We start from the raw sequence: 22634 nt of genomic DNA, 5'->3' as shown, positions 1-22634 counted from the left end.
AAAACGCCGCTTGAACCACCAGGCCAAAGCGGCTTAAATCAACCCCCAAACCGAGCCGGAAACTCCAATCTTCAAAAGCACAAATAGTCTCAAATCATTCGACGACGGACAGATCGAACGCATCGCCATGGACCCGACAATCCCTCTCGACCGTCTGGAAAAGATGCTCGACATGAAGGAGCGCATGGAAGACCGCGCCCGCGAAGACGAGGAACGGCAGGCCAAAAAGGCATATTTCGCGGCAATGTCTAAGTGCCAGGCTGAATTGCCAGTCGTCACAAAGACGCGCAAGAACAGCCACACTAATTCGACATATGCGGACCTAGCAGCAATTGAAGATCAGGCAATGCCGATCATTCACGCACACGGTTTTGCAGTTTCGTTCCAGCCAGATGGCTACAACGACAAGGGCGAGCTACGCATCCTTTGGGAAATCTCTCACGAAGAAGGTCATTCCAGAAATGGTGTAGGTGAAATTCCGGTCGATGGCGCTGGTGCACAGGGCAAGGTCAACAAGACTGGAACGCAGGCATTTGGCAGCACCGCCACATATGGCCGTCGATATCTGCTTTGCATGCTGTTCAACATCAGCACTGGTGATGACCGCGACGGCAATAAGGTGCCGGAACAGTCAGGCCCGATCACAGCCGAGCAGGTGGTTTTGTTGCGTGAGCTTATCGAAAAGTCCGGCGCACAGATCGATCTTGTTTGTGAAAAATACAAGATCGACGCAATTCCAGACCTCCCGTCAAACCTGTTCAATGAGTGCTTTCGAGATATTGAGAATTGGTGGAAGCGTCAACAGAAGTCGAATGGCGGTGCAAAATGACCGATATTGTCCAAGGCTCCGTTGAATGGTTTGCCGCACGGCTTGGACGCGTCACAGCGTCCAGAGTTGCTGACGTAATCGCAAAGACAAAAACTGGCTACGGAGCATCGCGCAAAAACTATCTCGCGGAACTCGTTCTTGAGCGCCTTACCGGAAAAGCAGAAGAAACCTTCACGTCCTCTGCCATGCAGTGGGGCACGGACAACGAGCCTGACGCACGGTCAGCCTATCAGTTCGAAAAGAACACGCGCGTTGTGCAGGTTGGTTTTGTGGCACATCCGCATATTGCAATGACAGGCGCGTCACCTGATGGGCTTGTCGGTGATGACGGGCTTTTGGAAATCAAATGTCCTAATTCAGCAACTCACCTGGACACGCTTCGCACCAATACGATTCCGTCACGATACATCACTCAGATGAATTGGCAGATGGCGTGCACTGGTCGCCAGTGGTGTGACTTTGTTTCGTTCGATCCTCGCTTTCCGGAACACATGCGCTTGTTCGTGAAACGTCATCACCGTGTAGATGCAGACATTCGTGCTCTGGAAATCGATGTGACGCTGTTCCTTAAAGAGGTTGATGAGGCGATTGCTGATCTTGCTACTGAATATCCAGCCTTCACGGAGGCAGCATAATGTCAAGCGCTCCTATCACTATGGAATGGAATGGTGAGGCCATGGTACCAGCCTCTCCTTTTTGGGCCGCGCACGCTGATCGTCAGTTTGTTGTCGGTGAAGTTTACAAGATTGTCGAACACCACGACCGCTCAGAAGCTTCTCACAATCATTACTTCGCATCGATCACAAACGCATGGAACACCCTGACAGATGAAATGCTGGCAGAATATCCAACGCCGGAACACCTTCGCAAAAAGATGCTGGTCAAATGTGGCTATGCCGACGAGCGAAGCATCGTATGCGCCAGCAAGGCCGACGCCGAGCGTATGGCCGCGTTCGTCAAGCCCATGGATGCCTATGCGGTTGTAATCCATCGCGAGGCAGTTGTGAAAGTATTCACCGCTCAAAGCCAGAGCATGAAGGCTATGGGAAAGCGCGAATTTCAGGAAAGCAAAACCGCCGTTCTCGAAGCAATTGACAAATTGCTTGGCGTAGAACCGGGAGAAACAGCGAGGGCGGCAGCATGAGTAAGCCCCTTCTCATCAAAGCCCACGTACGAAGCCGCCCATATGATGCTGTGAAAGTCGAAAAGACGAAGCAGCTTGAAGGTGAAGTACGCGGGCCATTCGACCGTGAGTGCGAACAGTATCTAGATATTGTCCTGTCGCTCACCGATTTCTCGGAGGTGAACCATGGCGCGGCGTGAATTCTCGAAGGAAGTTAAACGTACTGCTCTAAAGCGATCTGGCAAGAAATGCGAGGCTGTTGGCGAAATGTACGGCTTTGAAGCCGGACAGCGTTGTTGCGTCAGCCTGAGCGCAGGCGTTCAATATGATCACATCATAGCTGATAGCATTGGTGGAGAACCCACGCTGGAAAACTGCGCGGCTGTCTGCATACGTTGCCACGGATACAAAACCCGTACTGTCGATACGCCAAGAGCGGCAAAAACAAAGCGCATGAGTGACAAGGCGAACGGCATAGTTCGCGCAAAAGGTAATTTGAGAAGTCAAGGCTTCCAAAAGACTGAAAAGTCCGGCCGAATAGATAAATCCGCCCTTCCCCCATTGCCATTGTCCCGGCTCATGCAGTCAGGGATTGCGAGGTCGAGAGCATGAAACAGAAATATTTCGTTGCCGTTACCAAGTACATTGATGTCACGCTCGACACTGACAAGCTCGATGCTGATTTCTGGAACGAATTTAACAGCCTGATCACAGATCGCGGCGGACCGGATAATGAATATCTGGCTGAACATGTCGCTTGGAATGTCGTGCAGGGTTACGACGATTTTGTCGAAGGCGTTGGCGACCTCAAGGAAATGAATATCACCACGTCCGAAACCGGCAGTGATGTATCGGTCGAGGCACGCCCATGACCATCCAAGATGAAGCAGTGCAGGCAGACAAAGCGCTTTGGCGTGTGAACATCAAAGGCCCGGACGATATTATTTCCGCGCCTGACTACCTGTCAGCCGTTCGCATGGCGAACACGTTCAATGCGTGGTGGCTTGATCTTATAACCAAGACGCCGCTCAAAGATAACCATCCTCACATGTGGGCCGAGCCTATTGAATGGCCATATTCAGAAGGCCACGGCGAAGACGTCACCGATACGAACAACGAATATCAGTGGTTGCGCGAACTCACAGCCGCCATGCCTTTCCTTACGGGGGTGAAGGTGAAGGCATTGAATTGGACCAAGCCGCCTCTAAGTGAAACGCTGTCACGCTGCGAAACAGAGTTCGGCACTTATCGAACGTGGACCCACGACGAGGCGAACGGCAAATGGTTTTGGTCAGTTGAAGGCGGGTATAACGAGGTAGGCGGTAGCGCAAAGGATGAAGCCGCCGCCAAAGCCGCGGCGCAGGCCGACTATGAGGCTCGCACCCTGTCCGCAATAGAGTTTGCCCCATCCCAGCGTGCGCAGGCGTTGGAGAAATTGCCTTGCGATGTTCGTCTGCCAGGAGTGACGCTACAGCGTGGCGTAAAATTCTCGGTTCTATTGGATGCTTTAAAACGCCGAGAAAGTTGGTCTGATGCTGATCGCTCACTCTCTCAGCCTGTAGCGGAAGGTCCGGAGCGCGGAAAGTTCTATCACAAGCATTGGGAACTATCGAAGCTTCTGGAAGCCCGCAACGGTGGTCTTGTAGATCATAGCGGCGGCGAGGCTTGGCGCTACGAATACACAAGCAAGGACGAGAACGGAAAATACGACATGCTTTACCGGCATAACGTGAATGCGTCAGTTCCTGCACGCCTCCCAGCCTCACCGGGAGCGTCGGAATGAGGGAGCACAGCGAGTGGAAACTCATCGGTGAGAAAAACGGTTGGGTGACGCCTGATCTTGGAATTCTTTACCGCATCCCTATCATCCGCCACGTCCTTGTATTCCGAGACGCACAGCGCATTGAACGTTGGTATAGCGCGGTTCCGGGTGTCCGAACTGGATATGACGAGTGGGTTCAATATGGAATTTGGTGGGGTCTATCCACCCGCCCGACAGGAGGCAGCAACCATGGCGAATGAATTGAAGCCTTGCCCGTTTTGTCACAAGACCTCTTACCTCAAGATTGAGATGTACCTTGATCCTTCATTTGAAGAATATCATGGGTTTACTGTCGTCTGTAGCGCAGCTGGGTATGAAGGCACAGAACGAGGCTGCGGATCATCTGGCGGATGGGGCGAAACAGAGGCAGGCGCCGCCACCGCTTGGAACACCCGCCCCGCCGCGCCGGTCGAGGGGTTGATCCGATACGACATAAGCATGTTCGGAAATGGTGCCGTCGAAATGGGTGGTGGCGAATACGTCCGCTTCGAGCAGGCCGAGGCCATCATTGCGGCGAAGGATAAACGTCTACAAGAGTGGCAAAATAAATGGGCGCAGACAGATATGTTGCGGCTGAAGGCCGAAGCCGACAACGCGGCGCTGACTGCGCGGGTTAAGGAGTTGGGAGACGAGCGCTACAAGCTGGCTTATGCCATCACGGGCGGTGAAGATGCTCCTGGCTATCTCGACAGCCTGTCTGTAGAAACACTGGTCGAAGTAGCCAGAGAAAACACGCAGCATTGGTTCGCAGAAACCGACCGTGCGGATAAGGCTGAAACCAAGCTTGCAGCTTGCGAAAAACAATTGTCGAAGGATCGCAAGTTACGCAACGAAGCCCAATGCGATGCGGATCTATGGCGGTTTTCTGCCGATATGGGCGATCATCCTTCATTGCTTGTGAAGGTATGGAGGCAGCGCAAAGCCCTCGAAACCCAACTCGCGGCGGCAAGGAAGGCGCTGGAGGGCATCGCTGGACTGAGTGCAATAGACATGTCTTTAGGCGACCAAGTCTTTGCCGTTACATCCGCCCGCGCCGCCTTGGAGGCCAGCCATGACCCTCATTGACAGACTATCCAAGCTGGACGCAAGCCAATCTGCCGGAGAAAGGCATCTTCAAAAATGGTGGGATGCTTTCATGCAGTCTCAAACGGTTGGCCATCCTGATTATTTCACGCGGCAAGATGATGAGCCTGATCGTCACTATGACCGTAATGGCTATTGCGACAATCCATCGAGGGGGTACTGATATGGCGAGTAAGGAATTGATAGCGCTAGCCGCGAAAGCAATGGAAGATCGGCGCAAGGATCTTATCGCGCAACCTTTGTCACGCATCTATCCGCAATTAGCAGAAGCCGCCGCTGGGGCCATCCTCGCCGAACAAATCGAGCATATCGAGGCTGAAGTTGACGGCTATATCGAAAATTTCAGAACGATGCACCGTATCAACGGAGTGCATGTCACCCGTGCATTGGCCACGTTGAAGCGTCGTTTGATCGATGAAAGCCCACTAGGGGAGCAGAGCGAATGAGCCGCGAAGACTTTGAAGTAATCAAAGAATACAGTGCTTATAAATTCAATTCAGACCGAAAACGCTTTCTGTCCAATGCGATAGAGCGTGATGACGGCGGGTGGACGAAACACGGCGAATATCACTGGTCAAGAATGGTGAACGGGTCGCGTCTGGATTATTGGCCGTCACGTAAAAAGTTCCAATTCAAAGGCCGAATTATGCGAGGCGATGTTGCGTCATTCCTTAGTCGCCAAGCCCTGAAAGGCGGTGAGCGACCATGGCTAAGATGACATGGGGCGATATTCTCGTCGCAAGCTTTTCAGCATGTCTTGCATGCGGTCCCGACGAGCCTGCCGATAAAAGAACGCTATCAGCTGACCTCGAAAAAATACTGCTCGTTACAGGTCGAGCCCGAGAAGACCGCACCGCACTGCAAGAAAGGGGGAGAGAGTGAGTAACTTATCCTCACCTATTCTTAGCAAGGCCAGCTCGATTAGTACTGATGTTCGAATAGATCAGGTGAATGCGCTTGCTGCCACATGCCGAACACTTCAATCAATGGGCAATGTCTTTGAACAACGCACCGTGATCTGGTCCAAGCTTATCCGCAAGGCCATGCATATCCAGTTTCGCATTGTGATGGCAATCAAGACAACTTGCAGTGATGTATTCGCCATACTTCAAACAATCACCAAGGGTCGCGTTAACGCTAAAGCTTGCCATGCCAGCCTCCTATCAGGCGGCAGCTATTACACCGTGAACGAAACAGAAACAAATCACAATTTCGGAGGGCTTATCGAATGACGGCAAAGGCTTCAATCAGCCAGTCCGATCTTGACCGGATGGCGATCATCGCGACAAAACGCGGAGTGCCTATTGAAATGAAGGATGAAAGAGGACGAATATTCAGGGTCTATCCAACAGTGGACGATCTAAAGCAAGACAATAGCCTTGACCCCGATTTGGCATATGGCGGCAACAATTTAGAACAATGGAGAAAGCGCCGTGAAGGTCGATCTACCCGGAGTGCATCGCGTAAACAAGCGGCTGGCTGACGGCACGACAGCGACCTATTACTATGCATGGCGCGGCGGGCCAAGGATGAAGGCTAAGCCAAACACAGATGCTTTTCTTGCTGAGTATTTCAAACTAACTCGCGATAAGGATGACGCGCCGTTCCAAGGACGGTTAGCCGAGATCATCCGGGAGTACATCAAGTCGCCTGCTTATCAAACGCTTAAGCCTTCCACCAAGGAGGGCTATGATATTGCGATACGCGGGATTGAGGCTGAATTTTACGACATGCCCGTGCGAAAAATATCAGCGCACGGCACTCGCTCCCTTTTCCTGCAATGGCGTGACGAGATAGCTGAGACGCACCCGCGCAAAGCTGATCTATTCATGAGCGTCCTGCAACGTATTCTGGCGTTCGCCTATGACCGTGAAATGATCACCCGGCACCCTCTGGAAAAGGTTGAGAAGGTCAGCGACGGCACAAGGCGCGATCTGATCTGGTCAGATGATGAAATCAACGCAATGCGGTTTGGTGAGAAGAACGACGATGGAGAGCTAATCCGCAAGCCAGCGCCTGAACCAATCGTTCGTGCCCTGATGTTGGCATTATGGACAGGGCAAAGACAGGGCGACCTGTTGAAGCTTACATGGACCGCTTATGATGGCGAGACAATAGCATTGCGTCAGGGGAAAACAGGCGCTCACGTTCGCATGAAAGTTTCAGCAGAACTGAAAGCCACTTTGGACAACGTGAAGCGGGGCAACTCGGTAACGATCCTGACAACGGCGCAAGGCAAGCCGTGGGCTACAGGCTTCAAATCATCGTGGCGTAAGGCCGTTGCAGCCGCGGGGATAAAGGGGAAAACATTCCACGACCTGAGAGGGACCTTCATAACGCTTGCTTATCGGAATGGTGCGTCGATCAAGCATATCGCGGAGGTGTCTGGTCATTCGGAAAAGGATGCTGAAACGATCATCAGGAAGCACTATCTGGTGTCGAGTGCGGCTGTGGAAAAGATCGAAAGCAGAACAACTGCTGTAAACCGAGCATCAAACGGTAAACTGGAAGAGTGACTTATGGTGGCTAAGTCATTGATTTAATGGTCGGAGCGGCGGGATTCGAACCCACGACCCCTTGACCCCCAGTCAAGTGCGCTACCGGGCTGCGCTACGCTCCGAGCCATGAAAAATCACTAGATTATAAAGGTTTAAACCGCAAGCCCTTAAAATATGAAAAAAGAACAAAATGAACACAGATGCATGGCGTGTCTAGTGTCAGAACAAAAAACGCCCCCTCGCCCTCCCGCTTCAGACAGAGCGTGTTGCGGATCTATTAAATGAATGGGCATGAACCTCAGAATAGCGTAAAAGCCGCTCAATTCATGCTTGCAGTCGGAAAAAATAACTCTATCTAAGAACTGCGCGGGACGACCCGCGTCTGTGTTCACTATGGGACGGCCCATACCCAAGGAGCACCATAATGGCATGGGTTTATCTTGTACTTGCTGGCAGCCTCGAAATCGTCTGGGCCTATTTCATGAAAAAGTCGGAAGGCTTTTCGCTGCTAACGCCAAGCATCATCACAATCGTTACAATGATCGGTAGTTTCGCCCTGCTTTCCGTTGCAATGCGCAGTCTGCCGCTTGGCACTGCTTATGCTATCTGGACCGGCATCGGTGCCGTGGGTGCCTTCATTGTCGGAATCGTCATTCTGGGTGAGGCTGCAACTTTTTTCCGTGTCGCCAGCGTTACTTTGATATTGGCAGGCATTATCGGCCTGAAATTATCATCATCATAGATTTGAAAAAAACAAAAGGGAGGCAAGAGCCTCCCTTTTATCTTATCGAACCTGATCCAGCAGGCGCTTGCACTCTAGAAGATCAAAAAGCGCTTCCTGCAACAAGCCCCGGTTATCCTTGGATGGACGCTTACCATCGGCGCCGATCGGGCCATCCTCCTCACCTTTCAACAAGCCAAAAAGCTTGCGAGCCGGTTGCGGTGGTTTGATGCCATTTGGCAGCGCCATTTCATTATCAGCAGCGTTTTCCATCGCCTGCTTATCAGCCAACGCCTGTTTCTGGCGTGTGATCGCTTCAATGGCCTGCACATCGCCGTTGCCAAGCGCAATGATGAATTGCGCATTGTTTTCCCGAAGCAGACGCTGCACGCCCTTGATCGTGTAACCCTGATCATAAAGCAGATGACGGATGCCCTTGAGCAGTTCCACATCAAGCGGACGATAATAGCGGCGTCCCCCACCCCGCTTCATGGGCTTGATCTGGGTAAAGCGTGTTTCCCAAAAACGTAACACATGCTGCGGAAGATCAAGATCCTCTGCAACTTCACTGATAGTCCTGAATGCATCAGGGCTTTTGTCCATCTGCTTGCCCTTTCCAGTGGTTTGGCTTTGCCGTTCAGCAAGCCTGCCAGCCCAGATAGTTCAAATGGCAATCGGCACATAACTCAGTGCCAGCCAAAATATCATAATAATTGGACGCGTTTAACATAAAATTGCTAAACGAAAAGCCCCAATTAATCGCTTCATTATATTAGAGAAACGAGTCACTCCATTTATCCATTATATAATAGAATAACTTTATAAGCACCTGTTCAAATATGACAGGAAGAAAGAGCATTTCCGGCAAAAGTGCGAAGCGGTTTTGCGCGGGATAATGCATGAAGACAAATAGATAGGGCCTTTCCGATGGTTCAATCAAAAACAGGAAATGCTCTAAGGCCGGGATCTTCAAAAACGAAAAAATCGCCCCGAAGAGCGATTTCATAAAAATTCTATTTTATCTTTTAAAACAGCTATTTCGCCGATTTTGCGCCGCGTTTCTGGTGTTCTTGCAGGATGCGCTGCTTGAGAACATTTGATGCTTTGAATGTCATGACGCGACGTGGGAGAATTGGAACTTCCTCACCGGTCTTCGGATTGCGCCCGATGCGTTCATTCTTGTCACGAACCTGAAATGTCGCAAAGGACGACAGTTTTACAGTTTCGCCGTTCACAATGGCATCACAGACTTCGTCGAGAATCATTTCGACCAAAGCTGCCGATTCTGTTCTGGACAAGCCTACCTTTCGGTAAACAGCCTCTGCCAGATCAGCGCGTGTGACCGTCTTACCTCCCATGACCGAACCTACCTGGTTAGCGTTTGAACAGATAATATCCTTAAGTGACAGGAGGTTACACAGATAAACGGCCTTCGGTCAAGCCGCGAGTTTCCTCGCGGCCTATCAAATTTCCAATTACCAGCGCAACAAAACCGCGCCCCAGGTAAATCCACCACCCATTGCCTCCAGAAGAACGAGGTCGCCCTTCTTGATCCGGCCATCCGCAACCGCTGTTGCGAGCGCCAGCGGAACGGAAGCCGCAGAGGTATTTCCATGGATATCAACGGTGATCACCACCTTATCCTCGGCAATATTCAGCTTTTTCGCTGAAGCGTCGATGATACGCTTGTTGGCCTGATGCGGCACAAACCAGTCAATATCGTCAGCTGTCAGGCCTGTTTCTGCAAAAGAAGCCTCAATCACATCGGTGATCATGCCCACGGCATGTTTAAAGACTTCGCGGCCCTCCATTCGCAGATGACCGACTGTCTGAGTCGTGGATGGACCACCATCGACAAACAGTTTCTCCTTGTGATTGCCATCGGATCGCAGGTTTGCAGTCAGAATACCACGATCAGACGTCAGCCCCTTGCCTTCGGATGCTTCAAGCACAAGTGCGCCTGCACCATCACCAAACAACACACAGGTCGTGCGGTCATTCCAGTCGAGAATGCGCGAGAATGTTTCGGCACCAATCACCAGCACCCGCTTGGCCAGACCGCCACGGATATAAAGATCGGCCGTGGTTATGGCATAGATGAAGCCGCTGCAAACCGCCTGCAAGTCGAATGCGAATCCGGTCGCGATGCCAAGCTCACGCTGAATCTCCACTGCACTGGCCGGAAAAGTATGATTTGGGGTCGAAGTCGCAACAAGCACCAGATCGATATCGGATGGCTGAAGGCCTGCATTTTCCAATGCAGCACGTGCGGCATCTGCGCCCAATGATACGGTGGTTTCGCCCTCGCCTGCGATGTGGCGCTGGCGAATGCCTGTGCGCTGAACGATCCATTCGTCAGAGGTTTCTATAACGCCTTCAAAATCAGAATTTTTCATGATCCGCTTGGGGAGAGCAGAACCAATTCCTCTTACGACAGATCTTATCATCGTTTTTCCTGTCCTAGCCTGACTACAGCGAAACATACGTATGCTGGTCAAAATTAGTGCCCGTGTATTGGGGGGCCTTATTTACTTAGCTGCTTCCATTGCCGTCAGTAGATGCAGCGTGCGGATGACTATGATGGAAATGCGCCAGATCCGCTTCAATTTTTTGGAGAAGCTTGTTGCGCACCATGTCATAACCGACTTCAATTGCAGAACAAAATCCTTCTGCGGTCGCACCGCCATGGCTTTTAATGACAACGCCACTCATGCCAAGCAACACACCGCCATTGACTTTGTTCGGGTCCATTTTCTCGCGAACACGATCAAACGCACCTTTCGCAAAAATATATCCGATCTTGGCAAGGAGCGTTCTGGACATGGCCTGACGCAGCAAAGTTGCCGTCTGACGCGCAGTCCCTTCAGCGGTTTTGAGTGCAATATTGCCGGTAAAGCCTTCGGTCACGACCACATCGACTGTGCCCTTGCCAATGTCATTGCCTTCGACAAAGCCGGTATATTCCAGACCTGCCAAGGGGGTATCCCGCAAAATCTGCGCGGCTTCCTTGATCTCATCAAGGCCCTTGATCTCTTCAGTGCCAACGTTGAGCAGACCCACTGTTGGCTTACGAACCTCAAACAGCGCGCGCGCCATGCCAGCGCCCATGACGGCATAATCAACAAGCTGTCGCGCATCGGCACCAATCGTTGCGCCGACATCCAGCACAATGGTTTCGCCGCGCAGGCTTGGCCAGATGGCGGCGATTGCCGGGCGCTCGACATCGGAAAGCATACGCAGGCAGAATTTCGACATTGCCATCAGCGCACCGGTGTTCCCAGCGGAAACACAGACATCGGCATCGCCGGTTTTTACCGCTTCAATTGCCTGCCACATGGAAGACTTACCACGCCCCGAACGCAGCGCCTGACTTGGTTTGTCATCCATCTTGACCGCAACCTGACTGGCGCGAAATTCAGATGCGGCCTGAAGTTTCGGATACCGCGCAAGCACCGGCTCAACCTGTCCGGCAAGTCCAAAAAAGATAAACCGGGTATCAGGATGACGCTCAAGCGCCTTCGCCGCACCAGGGATGACCACTTCAGGGCCAAAATCACCGCCCATGGCGTCAATCGAAATTTTTATCACTCTTGATTATTCCTGTGCGATCCCTAGCCCAAACCTGCTTATACACGCAGAGGGCTTCTCCGCGAAAATAGTGTTTTTCCGGTCGCGCACAACCAGATTCTCTCAACCATCGGTTAAATCACGGCTTCTTAGACCATTCCGAGAGCTTTGCAAAAGGCGAATCAGGCTTATCTTCCTCACCCGTATCACCAAAAACGACTGGTTCAGCATCCACTGGCAGGCCCGGCTTGCGCGGATATGGATCCAGTGCCAGTTCAAAAAACTCTTCGGCAACCGCACCAATATCAATTTTATCGCCAACAAACGTCTCAGGAATATCTGCGCCATCCGCGTCGAGCAGCAATTCACCGCTCTCATCAAGCTGGACTTTGGCCAGACGCGAATCTTCGGGCACAAAAATCGTATCGACATCCTCCGAAACACTCGCATTGATTGGCTCGAGTGTCACACCGCAAGACTGAACGACTTCGGCTTTAATGGTACCGCGCAGGCGAACGCCCTTCTTTTTCCAAGGCGTCAGCAGAAACTCGGCATCAAAGGATTTAACCGCCTGAAGGCCGTGTTCAGATGCCAATGCGGCTCTTTCCTTATCATTGGTTCCAATGTTCACCGTCAAGCCCTTCGCGGGCAGATGAAGAACCGGAACGGGATAGCTCAGTGCCGGTTTATCAGTCATTCTCGTGTGCCTTTATTTCCATATCAGTTGACGTAAACGCCATTTTCTCCGCATCCATAAAGGATATGTCGCCCGCTGCCAAAGCCTGATCTTCGATTTTTTGAAGATCATCACGGCAGGCAAAGACATATTCACTCAAATAGTGAGATTGCGGCCATAATTCGAGATCGGGGCGAATATTTCGTGTCAAAGCAGCTGCGAGCGCATTCCTGTCATTGTCGTCGAGGGCCGTACCATAGGAGTTGACGCGCCCATAAAACATGCGTGCAAGCTTTTTCATGCGCTTTGGAACACCCTGATCACCGATTCCCAATTCGCGCAGGGAATGATCGACATCCTTGAAAAACTCGTCTGCAATGTCCTGCGCGAGCGGCATGAGCGGCGAATTTTCGCCCTTCATACGATGCAGGGCCAGAAAAATATGCACCGACAGCATCTCATAGCGCCCCAATGGCGTATCAGGCACCTGAAATTGTGCATAAAAACGTTTTTGCCGCGCCGCCGCCACGATCGTCTCGTAAACGCGAAGCACAACTGTCTCATTTGCCTTAGATTTGCGGCGAAATAGTCGAAGAATCATTATCGTACGACCGTACTTGTTGCATCCAGAAGCAAGGTGGTTTACCGAAGTTCACCCGACGGCGAAAGTGCCGCGCTGATATTGAATGTATGGAGAGGTCTTTGTTGCAGCGAATTTTCCCAAGCGCACGCACACAGCGTGCCCTTCTCGCAGGCACGGCAATTCTCTTTTCGGCGGCTCTTGCCGGTTGCAACACTGCATCCACGCTAAATCCGTCGGAAACGATCACAGAGGGTTACGTGCTTGATCCACAGGCGCTCGACTCGGTGCCGGTGGGCTCCAGTCGTGAACAGGTGCTTCTGGCACTTGGTACGCCATCGACGACGGCGACCTTCGACAATGAAGTGTTTTACTACATTTCGCAGAAGCGTTATCGTGCGGCGCAATTCATGAAGCCGAAGATTATTGACCGTCACATCCTTGCTATCTACTTCGACAAGGACGGCAAGGTCGATCATATCGCTAATTATGGTCTTCAGGATGGCAAGGTCTTTGATTTTGTCTCGCGCACCACGCCAACAGGCGGCAAGGATCAGACCTTTATCGGTCAGATTATTCAGGGCGTTGCAAAAGCCCCGACATCGCTTCCGGGCGGAATGAGTGCGGGCGGCAATAATTAATCCTGCAAATTCATCGCTGGGGCATGTCCAACGAATCCATCAATTGCAGGAAATGCTCTTAAAGAAAAACCCGCCTAACGGCGGGTTTTTTAGTGTTTAAGCATCAAGCCGAATGCGCGAGCACTGCGAGCAGTAAGAGCGCCACAATGTTGGTGATCTTGATGGCCGGATTAACGGCTGGTCCGGCCGTATCCTTGTAAGGATCACCGACAGTATCACCCGTTACCGAAGCCTTATGCGCTTCCGATCCCTTCATGTGTTTGACACCATCAGCATCGGTAAAGCCGTCCTCAAAGCTCTTCTTGGCATTATCCCAGGCACCGCCACCGGATGTCATGGAGATGGCCACAAACAAACCGTTGATGATGACGCCCAGAAGCGACGCGCCAAGTGCCGCGAAAGCAGCGGCTTTGGAGCCGGAAATCAGCAGCACGCCGAAATAGACGACAAGTGGGGCTAGAACCGGCAGGAGCGAAGGAATAATCATTTCGCGAATGGCAGCTTTGGTCAGAAGATCGACAGCCCGCGCATAATCAGGGCGATCCTGTCCCGTCATAATGCCCGGCTTTTCACGAAACTGGCGACGCACTTCCTGCACCACCGCACTGCCCGCGCGACCGACAGCCGTCATCGCCATGCCGCCAAAGAGATAGGGAATAAGACCGCCAAAGATCAGACCGGCAACCACATAAGGATTGGAAAGCTCAAACGACACCGGCCCCATATTCGCAAAATATGGATAGGTTTGTCCGTTAGCGGCAAAATAAGCAAGATCATTGGAGTAGGCCGCAAAAAGCACCAGAGCACCGAGACCCGCCGATCCAATTGCATAGCCTTTGGTGACAGCCTTGGTCGTATTGCCAACAGCATCAAGCGCATCGGTCGATTTGCGCACTTCGGGATCCAGCCCCGCCATTTCCGCAATGCCGCCTGCATTATCCGTGACCGGACCGAAAGCATCAAGCGCCACGATCATGCCCGCGATGCCAAGCATGGCAGTAACAGCAATTGCCGTACCGAACAGACCTGCGAGCTGATATGTGCTGATGATACCACCCACAATCACAATTGCAGGCAGGGCAGTTGATTCGAGCGAAACAGCCAGCCCCTGAATAACATTGGTGCCGTGGCCTGTAACCGAAGCCTGTGCGATCGAATTGACCGGGCGCTTGTTGGTGCCGGTATAATATTCGGTGATCACAACAATCAGTCCCGTCACAATCAGACCGATAATGCCACAGATAAACAGGTTGGTGCCGGTGATAGACATGCCTGCAACCACGCCGACCTCGCCCCAGCCAATTGTCAGCGTGTTGGCGACGGCAATACCCACGATGGAAAGCAGGCCTGTTGCAATCAACCCCTTGTAAAGCGCACCCATAATGGAGCCATTAACGCCGAGTTTGACGAAAAATGTGCCGGCAATCGACGTGATGACACAGGCACCGCAAATGGCCAGTGGATAGAGCATCACGCTTGAAAGCATATCCGAGCCAGCAAAGAAGATCGCGCCCAGAACCATCGTCGCAACAACTGTCACGGCATAGGTTTCGAACAAGTCCGCTGCCATGCCAGCGCAGTCACCGACATTATCACCAACATTGTCCGCTATGGTTGCCGGATTGCGTGGGTCATCTTCCGGGATACCTGCTTCGACCTTCCCAACCAGATCGCCGCCGACATCAGCACCCTTGGTGAAGATGCCGCCGCCAAGCCGCGCAAAGATTGAAATCAGCGAAGCGCCAAAGCCAAGTGCCACAAGGGCATCAATAACGGTGCGGTCAGAAGGCGCATAGCCCATCCATACCGTCAGAATAAAATAATAGACCGAGACGCCAAGCAGTGCGAGACCAGCGACAAGAAGACCTGTAATAGCGCCGGATTTGAATGCGAGTTCCAATCCTCCCGCAAGACTTAAGGAAGCTGCCTGCGCCGTGCGCACATTTGCACGCACAGAGACATGCATCCCGATGAAGCCAGTCAAGCCAGACAGGACAGCTCCGATGAGAAAGCCGATAGCGGCAGTGATCGACAGCAGATACCAGACTGCCAAAAAGACGACGATGCCAACAATGGCAATCGTGGTGTATTGTCGGGTAAGATAGGCTGATGCGCCTTCACGAATGGCACCAGCAATTTCCTGCATGCGCGCTGTGCCCTGATCCGCTGCCAGAACAGACCGCGTCGCCCATATGGCGAAAAGAACGGAAACTACACCACAGGCAATAACAAGAAGAAGAATTCCGATTCCCATTTAGGCCAACTCCCATTGAGTGCGCACCAGCTATAGACAGATCGCTCGCAATCAAGTTTGCAATTGCCTGCACACATTGGCGCATGAAAGGCCCGAAACCCCTCCCCGGACCTGGAATAGCGGCAAGGAAGAACCTGAAGCCGACCATTCACCGGGCTTCTTCGGCTTGTTCATCAGCTATTTATGCATTTGAGCATTCTCAATGCCGCGCACCCAACATGCGGAAGCCATCTTAAAAGGTCAAGCCGTAGTTTTTTGCATAACCACGCAAAAAGGCTACGAAAAATCGTAGCCTTTTTAATCAGCATTGCAGTGAGCGATACTTATCTGCCACGCACCTTGGAACCACGGCTTTCGCCGCGCAGTTCAAAGGCAAGACGATCCAACACGGCATTAACAAGCTTTGGCTCATCTTCGGTGTAGAAGGCTTTGGCAATATCCACATATTCCGAAACGATCACGGCAGTCGGCACATCCTTGCGGGTTTGCAATTCCCATGCACCGGCACGCAGAATGGCGCGCAGTGTCGAGTCGAGACGCGATAGCGGCCAATCTTCGGTCAGTGCCTGATGAATCATCGGGTCCAGCTTTAACTGGCTATCGACAACGCCTGCAACAATGGCACGGAACCATTGTGGATCAGCGTCGAGATACTGCGTACCATCGACTTCCTTGCCGAGTCGGTGCGCTTCATATTCCGCCACGACTTCCATGACGCCTGTGCCGGCGACATCCATCTGGTAAAGCGCCTGTACGGCTGCAAGACGTGCAACGCCACGCTTATTTGCAGTGCGCGGAAGATTTGGTGCCGAACGGCCTTCAGAAGAAGAAGTCATCGTATCAGGCTCCGAATTTCTTACGCAGTTCAATCATGGTGAGCGCAGCACGAGCCGCAAAGCCACCCTTGTCCTTGTCTTCACGACGCGCACGCACCCAGGCCTGCTCATCATTCTCAACGGTCAGAATGCCGTTGCCGATAGCAAGACCTTCTTCCACGGACAGATCGGTCAACGCACGGCAGGATTCATTGGCAACAATATCAAAATGATAGGTTTCACCGCGAATAACCGTGCCAAGAGCCACATAACCATCGTAATAAGTGCCGCCATTTTCCGCGCCATCAAGTGCGAAAGAAATGGTCGCGGGCACTTCCAGTGCACCAGGCACTGTCACAACGTCATAGGTCGCGCCAGCCGCATCAAGAGCAGCCTTCGCGCCGTCCAGAAGCGCGTCGGACAGTTCCTCATAAAAACGCGCTTCAACAATGAGCAAATGCGGCGCGTGCGCCTCGTGCTTCGACATGAGAGACTCCATGGCAGAAATCGCGGACCGCAACACCTGCGGTCAACGCTGAATTCGAAAAATGCTGTTATAGCTTTAGAATGTAGGCTCTAAGCTTATTTCTGATATTGCGCAAGCCTTGCTGCATATCGCGCGAGCTGATCAATCTCAATATTGATCCTGTCGCCCACCTTGCGGTCGCCCCAGGTGGTCACTCCCAGCGAATGACGAATGAGCAGAACATCAAACTCGTTTCCATTGACACCGTTGACCGTCAGCGAGGTGCCATCAAGCGCGACCGAGCCCTTCTGCGCAATAAATGGTGCAAGCTCTTCCGATGCGCGCAGGGTGAAGCGTACAGCATCGCCCTCTTCCTTGCGTTCAACAATTTCTGCCTGTCCATCAATATGGCCGGAAACCAGATGACCGCCCATTTCATCGCCAAGCTTGAGCGAGCGCTCAAGATTGATGCGGGTGCCACTTCCCCAAGTGGAAATCGTGGTCAGACGCAACGCTTCTTCCCATGCCTCGACTTCAAACCAGCGGGCATTTGTGCCTTTTTCCGGCAGCGCCACAACGGTCAGGCACACACCAGAGCAGGCAATTGACGCACCAAGCTCAATTGTCTCAGGGTCATAGGCTGTTTCAATGCGCAGCAAAACGCCTTCATTCAAAGGCTTGATACGATCCACTTTACCGATATCGGTGACAATCCCAGTAAACATCACGTTTTCCTTACATACTCGATACAGGCATCGTCGCCGTATTGCGTTTCGCGCAAAATTGTAAATTCATCATCGATATGGGATTGCAGACCTGTAACGGCAACCCCATGCGTCGCGCCGATTTCTACAGGTGAATGGAACAGGATAAGCCGGTCTACCAGCTTTTCTTTCAGAAAATTCCTGGCAACATTGGCCCCGCCTTCAACCAGCACGGAAGAAATTCCCTCTGCTGCAAGATCGTCCATCAGCTCCGGTAAAGCGATACGACCTTCATGACTTTCCGCTGCAACAATGCGGCATCCGGCTGCCTGCATCTCATAGCGCCTTTCCGGCGCAACTTTTTCGCAACACGAAAGCCACAATGGAACGGCTTCCGAACTGCGAACAAGCCTTGAATCGAGCGGTAATTTCAATCCGCTGTCCAATATGAGGCGAATGGGTGAGCGTTGTTCCAATCCCGGAAGACGGCAATTGAGGATGGGATCATCAGCGATTGCCGTATCAACCCCGATGAGAATCACATCGGTCTGCGAACGCAGAATATGTGACTGGGCACGTGCAATCGGACCGGTAATCGTGACCTGCCCCTCGCCTTTTTTTCCGATAAAGCCATCGGCAGAAAGTGCAAGTTTCAGAATCACTTCCGGGCGTTTTTTAGAAGATCGATTCAGATAACCCGCCAGATCATCCGCCGCCTTGACCGACAGAACGCCCGGCACCACTTCAATGCCTGCTTCGCGCAATATGGCAAAGCCTTTTCCGCTCACTCTTTCATCAGGATCAGTAGCCGCAACGACCACGCGCGCGACACCTGCGCGCACCAGCGCTTCCGCACATGGCGGCGTGCGGCCATGATGCGCGCAAGGTTCCAGTGTGACATAGGCTGTAGCGCCCTTTGCCGCTTCGCCTGCATCGGCCAGAGCCTGCGGCTCGGCATGAGGACGGCCACCAAGTGCCGTGACACCACGTCCGACGATGATACCGTCCTTGACAATGATCGTACCGACTGACGGGTTTGTGCCGGTCAGCCCCTTGTTGCGGCGTGCAAGGCGGATCGTCGCCTCCATGAAGCGAACATCATCCGGCGTGACATTTGCATGCGGAAATTCCACTCGGCTCATCTTATGCGTCCGGATCGCCATCAGTTTCAGCTACAGTCAGTTCGTCGATGACATTGTGGAAATCAACAGCCTTGCTGAAATTGCGATAGACGGAAGCAAAGCGGATATAGGCGATATCATCGACACCCTTGAGCGCGTCCATTGCGAGACGTCCAATTTCATCTGATGTCACTTCCGCTTCACCCGAGCTTTCAAGCTGACGCACGATGCCAGAAATTGCACGCTCAACACGCTCTTCATCCACGTGGCGCTTACGCAGCGCTACATCGATGGAACGGGCAAGCTTCTCACGATCAAATGGCACCCTGCGACCGCTTTTCTTGACGACCATCAGCTCGCGGAGCTGCACGCGCTCAAATGTCGTAAATCGCCCACCACAGACCGAACACACACGACGCCTGCGAATAACAGCGCCGTCTTCCGCCGGGCGGGAATCCTTCACCTGCGTATCTTCAGACTGGCAATAGGGACAACGCATGGCACTCTTTCAACTGACTAAATGAAATGATTCCTGCCGATGATACCCCATCACGGCCATGCTGCCTAATACAGTCAAATACAAAAAAAGCCCCACTCAACAGGGTTGAGTGGGGCTTCATCAAAATTTGAACTCTTATCCCTGATAGCCGTACATCGGGAAGCGCTCGGTCAGAGAAACCACCTTTTCCTTAACCGCTGCTTCAACCTTTGCATTGCCTTCATCGGAATTTGCAACCTTAAGACCATCGAGCACTTCCGCAATCAGCGAGCCGATTTCCTTGAATTCAGCCTTACCGAAACCACGGGTCGTACCGGCAGGTGTACCAAGACGAATACCCGATGTTACGAATGGCTTTTCCGGGTCGAATGGAATGCCGTTCTTGTTACAGGTGATGTTGGCACGGCCAAGAGCGGCTTCTGCACGCTTGCCGGTTGCATTCTTTGGACGCAGATCAACCAGCATCAGATGGTTGTCCGTACCACCGGAAACAATGTCGAGACCGTGAGACTTCAGTTCGTCCGACAATGCGCGTGCATTATCAACGACGTTCTGAGCGTAGACCTTGAATTCCGGCTTGAGTGCTTCTGCAAATGCAACAGCCTTACCAGCGATCACGTGCATCAGCGGGCCACCCTGAAGGCCAGGGAAAACAGCTGTGTTGAACTTTTTCGCCAGATCAGGATCATTGGTGAGGATCATACCGCCACGTGGACCGCGAAGCGACTTGTGAGTCGTCGTCGTGCAAACATGCGCGTGTGGTACGGGTGATGGATGAACACCGGCAGCAACAAGACCTGCGATATGTGCCATATCAACCATCAAATATGCGCCAACTTCGTCAGCGATTTCGCGGAAGCGTTTCCAATCCCAGACGCGGGAATAGGCTGTACCACCAGCGAGAATGAGCTTTGGTTTGTGTTCGCGTGCGAGGCGAGCGATTTCTTCCATATCCAGAAGATGATCTTCCTTACGGACACCATAAGAAACAACGTTGAACCACTTGCCGGACATGTTGACTGGTGAACCATGGGTCAGATGGCCACCGGAATTGAGGTCGAGGCCCATGAACGTGTCGCCCGGCTGCAGAAGCGCCAGAAACACGGCCTGATTCATCTGGCTACCGGAATTTGGCTGCACGTTGGCGAACTCTGCACCAAACAGCTTCTTCGCACGTTCGATTGCCAGTTCTTCTACGACGTCAACATACTGGCAGCCGCCATAATAGCGCTTGCCCGGATAGCCTTCGGCATATTTGTTGGTGAGGATGGAGCCCTGCGCTTCAAGAACCGCGCGCGAAACAATGTTTTCAGAAGCGATCAACTCGATTTCATGACGCTGACGACCAAGTTCGTTGCGGATCGCACCAAAAATATCGGCATCGATTTCTTCAAGAGTTGCGTTGAAAAAAGCGGTATTGGCTTGAGACATGTTTCACACCCTCCGGGATAGCCGGTCACACCTATAAGAGATGAGGCGCAGTATCACACTTCGACAGGCAAGGCCAATGGCCGTGATGCGAAAAGCATGTTCCAAAATGCGGCATGACGTAGCTTACGGCCAAAGCTGCAACAAAAAAGCCGCCCGAAACAGGTTCGGACGGCTTTCTTAAACGTGAATGCAACTTAAGTATCGGTGCCAAGTGCCAACGCAGTCGCACCGTCCATCTTATAAATGTCGTCGCGGAACTGCACCACGCCATCGCCTGTCGACCATGCGGTGATGTAGACGAAGTGCAACGGCACAGGATCGGTCAGCTGAATAGGTGTATTGACACCAGATGCAATCGTAGATTCGATGTTCTGGCGATCCCAGCCAGCCGTATTCTGCAACAACCATACGTCAAGATCACGGACATTCTGCACGCGGACACAGCCCGACGAATCGAAGCGCATGAGCTTGTTGAAATAGCTCTTCTGCGGCGTGTCATGCATATAAACGGCATATGGATTGGGGAAGTTAATCTTCGTCGAAGACATGGCATTGATCTTGCCTGGATCCTGACGAAACATCAGCTTCACGGCGTCATCAGTATTCCAATCCACAGTTTCCGGTGCAACTTCCTGACCCTGCGCATTGTAAAGACGAATCTTATTGTTCGCCAGATATTGCGGATTCTTCCGCATCAGCGGAATGATATCCTTCTGAATGATCGACTTTGGTGCCGTCCAATAAGGATTAAGAATAACTTCGTGGATTTTGGAATTCAGGATCGGTGTCTGACGGTCGATCTTGCCAACAATCGCTGTATGGCGCTGCGCAACACTGCCATTTTCAACGGCTTCAATACGCGCTGCCGGGATATTGACCATCACGAAGCGCTGTTCGGTCTGGCTTGCACCCGCCATGCTCGACAGGCGCTGAAGATTGGTCTGCAACTGGCCGAGGCGCGTGTTGGCGTCCACATTCATCGCAGCATAGGTGAATTGGCCCATCACACCATCGGCTGGCAGGCCATGACGCGACTGGAAGCGCTTGACCGCTGCATCGACATAGGTGTCATATGCGCTGGAAACGCCTGCTTCGCGCGGAAGGTCGCCGGAAATAATAAGGCGCTGACGCAGAGCCTGCACCGAGGGATCCGTGACGCCAAGCTGTAGCTTTGCACTGCCCGGCACCTGCGGCCAGCCTCCCCGACCTGCAATATCTGCATATTGAGCGATGGCAGACTGAAGATCACCAACAGTCTGCTGGCTGATAACCGGCTGATTGGTGGCAACTTTCTGACCGCCCGTCGCACGCGCATCGAACTGGTCATCCCAGTTACCGCGACGCGGTGCGGCAAGAATATCGTTTAAAGCCTGTTGTTGTGCGAAAGCAGCAGGAACCATGGCCGAAGCAGCCGCAGTCAGACCGGCAGTTGCTGCGCCACGCAAAAAGCTGCGGCGACTTGCATTCAAAGCATCGGTATTCTTGTCGGTTTTGGTCATGTTCTTTGTCCCAAGAAGCTAATCAGTTTAATCCGGACACGTGTATCCGAAAACAACCCCAGATAATGCGCTGTAAAGATCCGCTAGAGCAGTTCCTGTTTTGACTGAACCATTAAACATGCTCTATGTGTTTGTTTTCAGGCATTACCCCACGCAAAACCGCTTCGCACTTTTGCTGGAAATGCTCTAAAAGCGGTTTTTATGGCTTAATCATGTCGCAATGCCGGGAATTCAAGGCCGGTGCGACTTAAATAGCTCGCTATTATAAAGATCAACGAATGAACTCTACTCATTGTGACCGTTCT

At 52.3% G+C, this 22634-nt stretch carries 30 protein-coding genes and 1 tRNA gene; 15 read left to right on the top strand and 16 right to left on the bottom strand.

Going from position 1 to position 22634, the window contains the following annotated elements; translation table 11 throughout:
* The first annotated feature begins 127 nt into the window (after positions 1-127).
* The 11 genes from ABE530_RS04060 to ABE530_RS04010 are packed head-to-tail and all read left to right on the top strand — an operon-like array spanning position 128 to position 5575.
* A complete protein-coding gene (locus tag ABE530_RS04060) occupies positions 128-829 on the top strand; it encodes an ERF family protein (protein ID WP_499693644.1) in 702 nt (233 codons plus the stop codon).
* Positions 826-1464, top strand: coding sequence for a lambda exonuclease family protein (locus tag ABE530_RS04055; protein WP_499693643.1), 639 nt, complete (start codon positions 826-828; stop codon positions 1462-1464). Before ABE530_RS04060 ends, ABE530_RS04055 begins: the two co-directional genes overlap by 4 nt.
* On the top strand, positions 1464-1973 hold the full coding sequence (locus ABE530_RS04050) for a hypothetical protein (protein ID WP_499693642.1): 510 nt from the start codon (positions 1464-1466) through the stop codon (positions 1971-1973). The genes ABE530_RS04055 and ABE530_RS04050 overlap by 1 nt, the downstream gene beginning before the upstream one ends.
* Positions 1970-2152: a hypothetical protein gene (locus ABE530_RS04045; protein WP_499693641.1), complete on the top strand. Its 183-nt coding sequence runs from the start codon at positions 1970-1972 to the stop codon at positions 2150-2152. Before ABE530_RS04050 ends, ABE530_RS04045 begins: the two co-directional genes overlap by 4 nt.
* The gene (locus ABE530_RS04040; protein ID WP_499693640.1) at positions 2139-2564 is read left to right on the top strand and encodes an HNH endonuclease; all 426 of its coding nucleotides are present in this window, start codon (positions 2139-2141) and stop codon (positions 2562-2564) included. The genes ABE530_RS04045 and ABE530_RS04040 overlap by 14 nt, the downstream gene beginning before the upstream one ends.
* Positions 2561-2824 (top strand): hypothetical protein, encoded by a 264-nt coding sequence (locus tag ABE530_RS04035; protein ID WP_499693639.1) that lies wholly within the window; start codon positions 2561-2563, stop codon positions 2822-2824. The genes ABE530_RS04040 and ABE530_RS04035 overlap by 4 nt, the downstream gene beginning before the upstream one ends.
* Positions 2821-3735, top strand: coding sequence for a hypothetical protein (locus tag ABE530_RS04030; protein ID WP_499693638.1), 915 nt, complete (start codon positions 2821-2823; stop codon positions 3733-3735). The genes ABE530_RS04035 and ABE530_RS04030 overlap by 4 nt, the downstream gene beginning before the upstream one ends.
* Positions 3732-3974, top strand: coding sequence for a hypothetical protein (locus tag ABE530_RS04025; protein ID WP_499693637.1), 243 nt, complete (start codon positions 3732-3734; stop codon positions 3972-3974). The genes ABE530_RS04030 and ABE530_RS04025 overlap by 4 nt, the downstream gene beginning before the upstream one ends.
* Positions 3964-4839, top strand: a complete 876-nt coding sequence (locus ABE530_RS04020; protein WP_499693636.1) for a Lar family restriction alleviation protein — start codon at positions 3964-3966, stop codon at positions 4837-4839. The genes ABE530_RS04025 and ABE530_RS04020 overlap by 11 nt, the downstream gene beginning before the upstream one ends.
* Entirely contained in the window at positions 4836-5303 is a 468-nt protein-coding gene (locus ABE530_RS04015; protein ID WP_499693635.1) for a hypothetical protein, read from the top strand. The genes ABE530_RS04020 and ABE530_RS04015 overlap by 4 nt, the downstream gene beginning before the upstream one ends.
* The gene (locus ABE530_RS04010; protein WP_499693634.1) at positions 5300-5575 is read left to right on the top strand and encodes a hypothetical protein; all 276 of its coding nucleotides are present in this window, start codon (positions 5300-5302) and stop codon (positions 5573-5575) included. Before ABE530_RS04015 ends, ABE530_RS04010 begins: the two co-directional genes overlap by 4 nt.
* Before the next feature lie 265 nt (positions 5576-5840).
* Here the strand turns inward: ABE530_RS04010 and ABE530_RS04005 are convergent, their stop codons facing one another.
* The gene (locus ABE530_RS04005; protein WP_499693633.1) at positions 5841-6008 is read right to left on the bottom strand and encodes a hypothetical protein; all 168 of its coding nucleotides are present in this window, start codon (positions 6006-6008) and stop codon (positions 5841-5843) included.
* 77 nt (positions 6009-6085) lie between these two features.
* On the opposite strand from ABE530_RS04005, the gene ABE530_RS04000 reads away from it, so the two are divergent.
* Positions 6086-6340: a hypothetical protein gene (locus ABE530_RS04000; protein ID WP_424576107.1), complete on the top strand. Its 255-nt coding sequence runs from the start codon at positions 6086-6088 to the stop codon at positions 6338-6340.
* The gene (locus ABE530_RS03995; protein ID WP_499693632.1) at positions 6291-7373 is read left to right on the top strand and encodes a tyrosine-type recombinase/integrase; all 1083 of its coding nucleotides are present in this window, start codon (positions 6291-6293) and stop codon (positions 7371-7373) included. Before ABE530_RS04000 ends, ABE530_RS03995 begins: the two co-directional genes overlap by 50 nt.
* Positions 7374-7400: 27 nt before the next feature.
* On the opposite strand, the gene ABE530_RS03990 is transcribed toward ABE530_RS03995, so the two are convergent.
* Positions 7401-7477, bottom strand: a tRNA-Pro gene (locus ABE530_RS03990).
* A 302-nt stretch (positions 7478-7779) separates the two neighbouring features.
* Here ABE530_RS03990 and sugE point away from each other — a divergent pair.
* Entirely contained in the window at positions 7780-8097 is a 318-nt protein-coding gene (gene sugE / locus ABE530_RS03985; protein WP_265983393.1) for a quaternary ammonium compound efflux SMR transporter SugE, read from the top strand.
* Between the two features lie 42 nt (positions 8098-8139).
* On the opposite strand, the gene ABE530_RS03980 is transcribed toward sugE, so the two are convergent.
* The 6 genes from ABE530_RS03980 to ABE530_RS03955 form a co-directional block, all read right to left on the bottom strand.
* Positions 8140-8679: a MerR family transcriptional regulator gene (locus ABE530_RS03980; RefSeq protein WP_499693631.1), complete on the bottom strand. Its 540-nt coding sequence runs from the start codon at positions 8677-8679 to the stop codon at positions 8140-8142.
* Between the two features lie 431 nt (positions 8680-9110).
* Positions 9111-9434 (bottom strand): integration host factor subunit alpha, encoded by a 324-nt coding sequence (locus ABE530_RS03975; RefSeq protein ID WP_265983391.1) that lies wholly within the window; start codon positions 9432-9434, stop codon positions 9111-9113.
* Between the two features lie 117 nt (positions 9435-9551).
* Positions 9552-10523: a beta-ketoacyl-ACP synthase III gene (locus ABE530_RS03970; protein WP_499693630.1), complete on the bottom strand. Its 972-nt coding sequence runs from the start codon at positions 10521-10523 to the stop codon at positions 9552-9554.
* A gap of 85 nt (positions 10524-10608) precedes the next feature.
* A complete protein-coding gene (gene plsX, locus ABE530_RS03965; RefSeq protein ID WP_265983389.1) occupies positions 10609-11664 on the bottom strand; it encodes a phosphate acyltransferase PlsX in 1056 nt (351 codons plus the stop codon).
* 118 nt (positions 11665-11782) lie between these two features.
* Positions 11783-12340, bottom strand: a complete 558-nt coding sequence (locus tag ABE530_RS03960; RefSeq protein ID WP_265983388.1) for a YceD family protein — start codon at positions 12338-12340, stop codon at positions 11783-11785.
* Positions 12333-12920 (bottom strand): ubiquinol-cytochrome C chaperone family protein, encoded by a 588-nt coding sequence (locus ABE530_RS03955; RefSeq protein ID WP_265983387.1) that lies wholly within the window; start codon positions 12918-12920, stop codon positions 12333-12335. The genes ABE530_RS03960 and ABE530_RS03955 overlap by 8 nt, the downstream gene beginning before the upstream one ends.
* A gap of 101 nt (positions 12921-13021) precedes the next feature.
* Between ABE530_RS03955 and ABE530_RS03950 the strand changes: the two genes are divergently transcribed.
* Positions 13022-13540, top strand: a complete 519-nt coding sequence (locus ABE530_RS03950) for an outer membrane protein assembly factor BamE (protein WP_265983386.1) — start codon at positions 13022-13024, stop codon at positions 13538-13540.
* Between the two features lie 103 nt (positions 13541-13643).
* On the opposite strand, the gene ABE530_RS03945 is transcribed toward ABE530_RS03950, so the two are convergent.
* The 8 genes from ABE530_RS03945 to ABE530_RS03910 all read right to left on the bottom strand — a co-directional run bounded on the left by ABE530_RS03945 (position 13644) and on the right by ABE530_RS03910 (position 22329).
* Positions 13644-15794, bottom strand: coding sequence for a sodium-translocating pyrophosphatase (locus tag ABE530_RS03945; protein WP_265983385.1), 2151 nt, complete (start codon positions 15792-15794; stop codon positions 13644-13646).
* Positions 15795-16117: 323 nt separating this feature from the next.
* Positions 16118-16630, bottom strand: coding sequence for a transcription antitermination factor NusB (gene nusB / locus ABE530_RS03940; protein ID WP_499693629.1), 513 nt, complete (start codon positions 16628-16630; stop codon positions 16118-16120).
* A gap of 4 nt (positions 16631-16634) precedes the next feature.
* On the bottom strand, positions 16635-17096 hold the full coding sequence (locus ABE530_RS03935; protein WP_265983383.1) for a 6,7-dimethyl-8-ribityllumazine synthase: 462 nt from the start codon (positions 17094-17096) through the stop codon (positions 16635-16637).
* Positions 17097-17191: 95 nt separating this feature from the next.
* Positions 17192-17800, bottom strand: a complete 609-nt coding sequence (locus ABE530_RS03930; RefSeq protein WP_265983382.1) for a riboflavin synthase — start codon at positions 17798-17800, stop codon at positions 17192-17194.
* A complete protein-coding gene (gene ribD / locus ABE530_RS03925) occupies positions 17800-18921 on the bottom strand; it encodes a bifunctional diaminohydroxyphosphoribosylaminopyrimidine deaminase/5-amino-6-(5-phosphoribosylamino)uracil reductase RibD (RefSeq protein ID WP_499693628.1) in 1122 nt (373 codons plus the stop codon). The genes ABE530_RS03930 and ribD overlap by 1 nt, the downstream gene beginning before the upstream one ends.
* A gap of 1 nt (position 18922) precedes the next feature.
* Complete coding sequence (gene nrdR, locus ABE530_RS03920; RefSeq protein WP_265983380.1) at positions 18923-19399, bottom strand: transcriptional regulator NrdR; 477 nt, start codon at positions 19397-19399, stop codon at positions 18923-18925.
* Positions 19400-19534: 135 nt separating this feature from the next.
* Positions 19535-20830, bottom strand: coding sequence for a serine hydroxymethyltransferase (gene glyA, locus ABE530_RS03915; protein WP_499693627.1), 1296 nt, complete (start codon positions 20828-20830; stop codon positions 19535-19537).
* 194 nt (positions 20831-21024) lie between these two features.
* Positions 21025-22329 carry a L,D-transpeptidase family protein gene (locus ABE530_RS03910; RefSeq protein ID WP_499693626.1) on the bottom strand — a complete coding sequence of 435 codons (1305 nt, stop codon included), beginning with the start codon at positions 22327-22329 and terminating at the stop codon, positions 21025-21027.
* Between the last annotated feature and the right edge of the window lie 305 nt (positions 22330-22634).

The sequence above is a fragment of the Brucella sp. TWI559 genome, from assembly GCF_039674265.1.
Taxonomy (GTDB): Bacteria; Pseudomonadota; Alphaproteobacteria; order Rhizobiales; family Rhizobiaceae; genus Brucella; species Brucella chromiisoli.
The sequence above is the reverse complement of the archived record's forward strand: the minus strand, read 5'-3'. Positions and strand labels throughout refer to the sequence as shown.

Bases quoted from the DNA above. Each gene is read 5' to 3' on its own strand.
- ABE530_RS04060 (WP_499693644.1), top strand. From the start codon at position 128: ATGGACCCGACAATCCCTCTCGACCGTCTGGAAAAGATGCTCGACATG.
- ABE530_RS04055 (WP_499693643.1), top strand. From the start codon at position 826: ATGACCGATATTGTCCAAGGCTCCGTTGAATGGTTTGCCGCACGGCTT.
- ABE530_RS04050 (WP_499693642.1), top strand. From the start codon at position 1,464: ATGTCAAGCGCTCCTATCACTATGGAATGGAATGGTGAGGCCATGGTA.
- ABE530_RS04045 (WP_499693641.1), top strand. From the start codon at position 1,970: ATGAGTAAGCCCCTTCTCATCAAAGCCCACGTACGAAGCCGCCCATAT.
- ABE530_RS04040 (WP_499693640.1), top strand. From the start codon at position 2,139: ATGGCGCGGCGTGAATTCTCGAAGGAAGTTAAACGTACTGCTCTAAAG.
- ABE530_RS04035 (WP_499693639.1), top strand. From the start codon at position 2,561: ATGAAACAGAAATATTTCGTTGCCGTTACCAAGTACATTGATGTCACG.
- ABE530_RS04030 (WP_499693638.1), top strand. From the start codon at position 2,821: ATGACCATCCAAGATGAAGCAGTGCAGGCAGACAAAGCGCTTTGGCGT.
- ABE530_RS04025 (WP_499693637.1), top strand. From the start codon at position 3,732: ATGAGGGAGCACAGCGAGTGGAAACTCATCGGTGAGAAAAACGGTTGG.
- ABE530_RS04020 (WP_499693636.1), top strand. From the start codon at position 3,964: ATGGCGAATGAATTGAAGCCTTGCCCGTTTTGTCACAAGACCTCTTAC.
- ABE530_RS04010 (WP_499693634.1), top strand. From the start codon at position 5,300: ATGAGCCGCGAAGACTTTGAAGTAATCAAAGAATACAGTGCTTATAAA.
- ABE530_RS04005 (WP_499693633.1), bottom strand. From the start codon at position 6,008: ATGGCAAGCTTTAGCGTTAACGCGACCCTTGGTGATTGTTTGAAGTAT.
- ABE530_RS04000 (WP_424576107.1), top strand. From the start codon at position 6,086: ATGACGGCAAAGGCTTCAATCAGCCAGTCCGATCTTGACCGGATGGCG.
- sugE (WP_265983393.1), top strand. From the start codon at position 7,780: ATGGCATGGGTTTATCTTGTACTTGCTGGCAGCCTCGAAATCGTCTGG.
- ABE530_RS03980 (WP_499693631.1), bottom strand. From the start codon at position 8,679: ATGGACAAAAGCCCTGATGCATTCAGGACTATCAGTGAAGTTGCAGAG.
- ABE530_RS03975 (WP_265983391.1), bottom strand. From the start codon at position 9,434: ATGGGAGGTAAGACGGTCACACGCGCTGATCTGGCAGAGGCTGTTTAC.
- ABE530_RS03970 (WP_499693630.1), bottom strand. From the start codon at position 10,523: ATGATAAGATCTGTCGTAAGAGGAATTGGTTCTGCTCTCCCCAAGCGG.
- ABE530_RS03960 (WP_265983388.1), bottom strand. From the start codon at position 12,340: ATGACTGATAAACCGGCACTGAGCTATCCCGTTCCGGTTCTTCATCTG.
- ABE530_RS03955 (WP_265983387.1), bottom strand. From the start codon at position 12,920: ATGATTCTTCGACTATTTCGCCGCAAATCTAAGGCAAATGAGACAGTT.
- ABE530_RS03945 (WP_265983385.1), bottom strand. From the start codon at position 15,794: ATGGGAATCGGAATTCTTCTTCTTGTTATTGCCTGTGGTGTAGTTTCC.
- nusB (WP_499693629.1), bottom strand. From the start codon at position 16,630: ATGACTTCTTCTTCTGAAGGCCGTTCGGCACCAAATCTTCCGCGCACT.
- ABE530_RS03935 (WP_265983383.1), bottom strand. From the start codon at position 17,096: ATGTCGAAGCACGAGGCGCACGCGCCGCATTTGCTCATTGTTGAAGCG.
- ABE530_RS03930 (WP_265983382.1), bottom strand. From the start codon at position 17,800: ATGTTTACTGGGATTGTCACCGATATCGGTAAAGTGGATCGTATCAAG.
- ribD (WP_499693628.1), bottom strand. From the start codon at position 18,921: ATGAGCCGAGTGGAATTTCCGCATGCAAATGTCACGCCGGATGATGTT.
- nrdR (WP_265983380.1), bottom strand. From the start codon at position 19,399: ATGCGTTGTCCCTATTGCCAGTCTGAAGATACGCAGGTGAAGGATTCC.
- glyA (WP_499693627.1), bottom strand. From the start codon at position 20,830: ATGTCTCAAGCCAATACCGCTTTTTTCAACGCAACTCTTGAAGAAATC.
- ABE530_RS03910 (WP_499693626.1), bottom strand. From the start codon at position 22,329: ATGACCAAAACCGACAAGAATACCGATGCTTTGAATGCAAGTCGCCGC.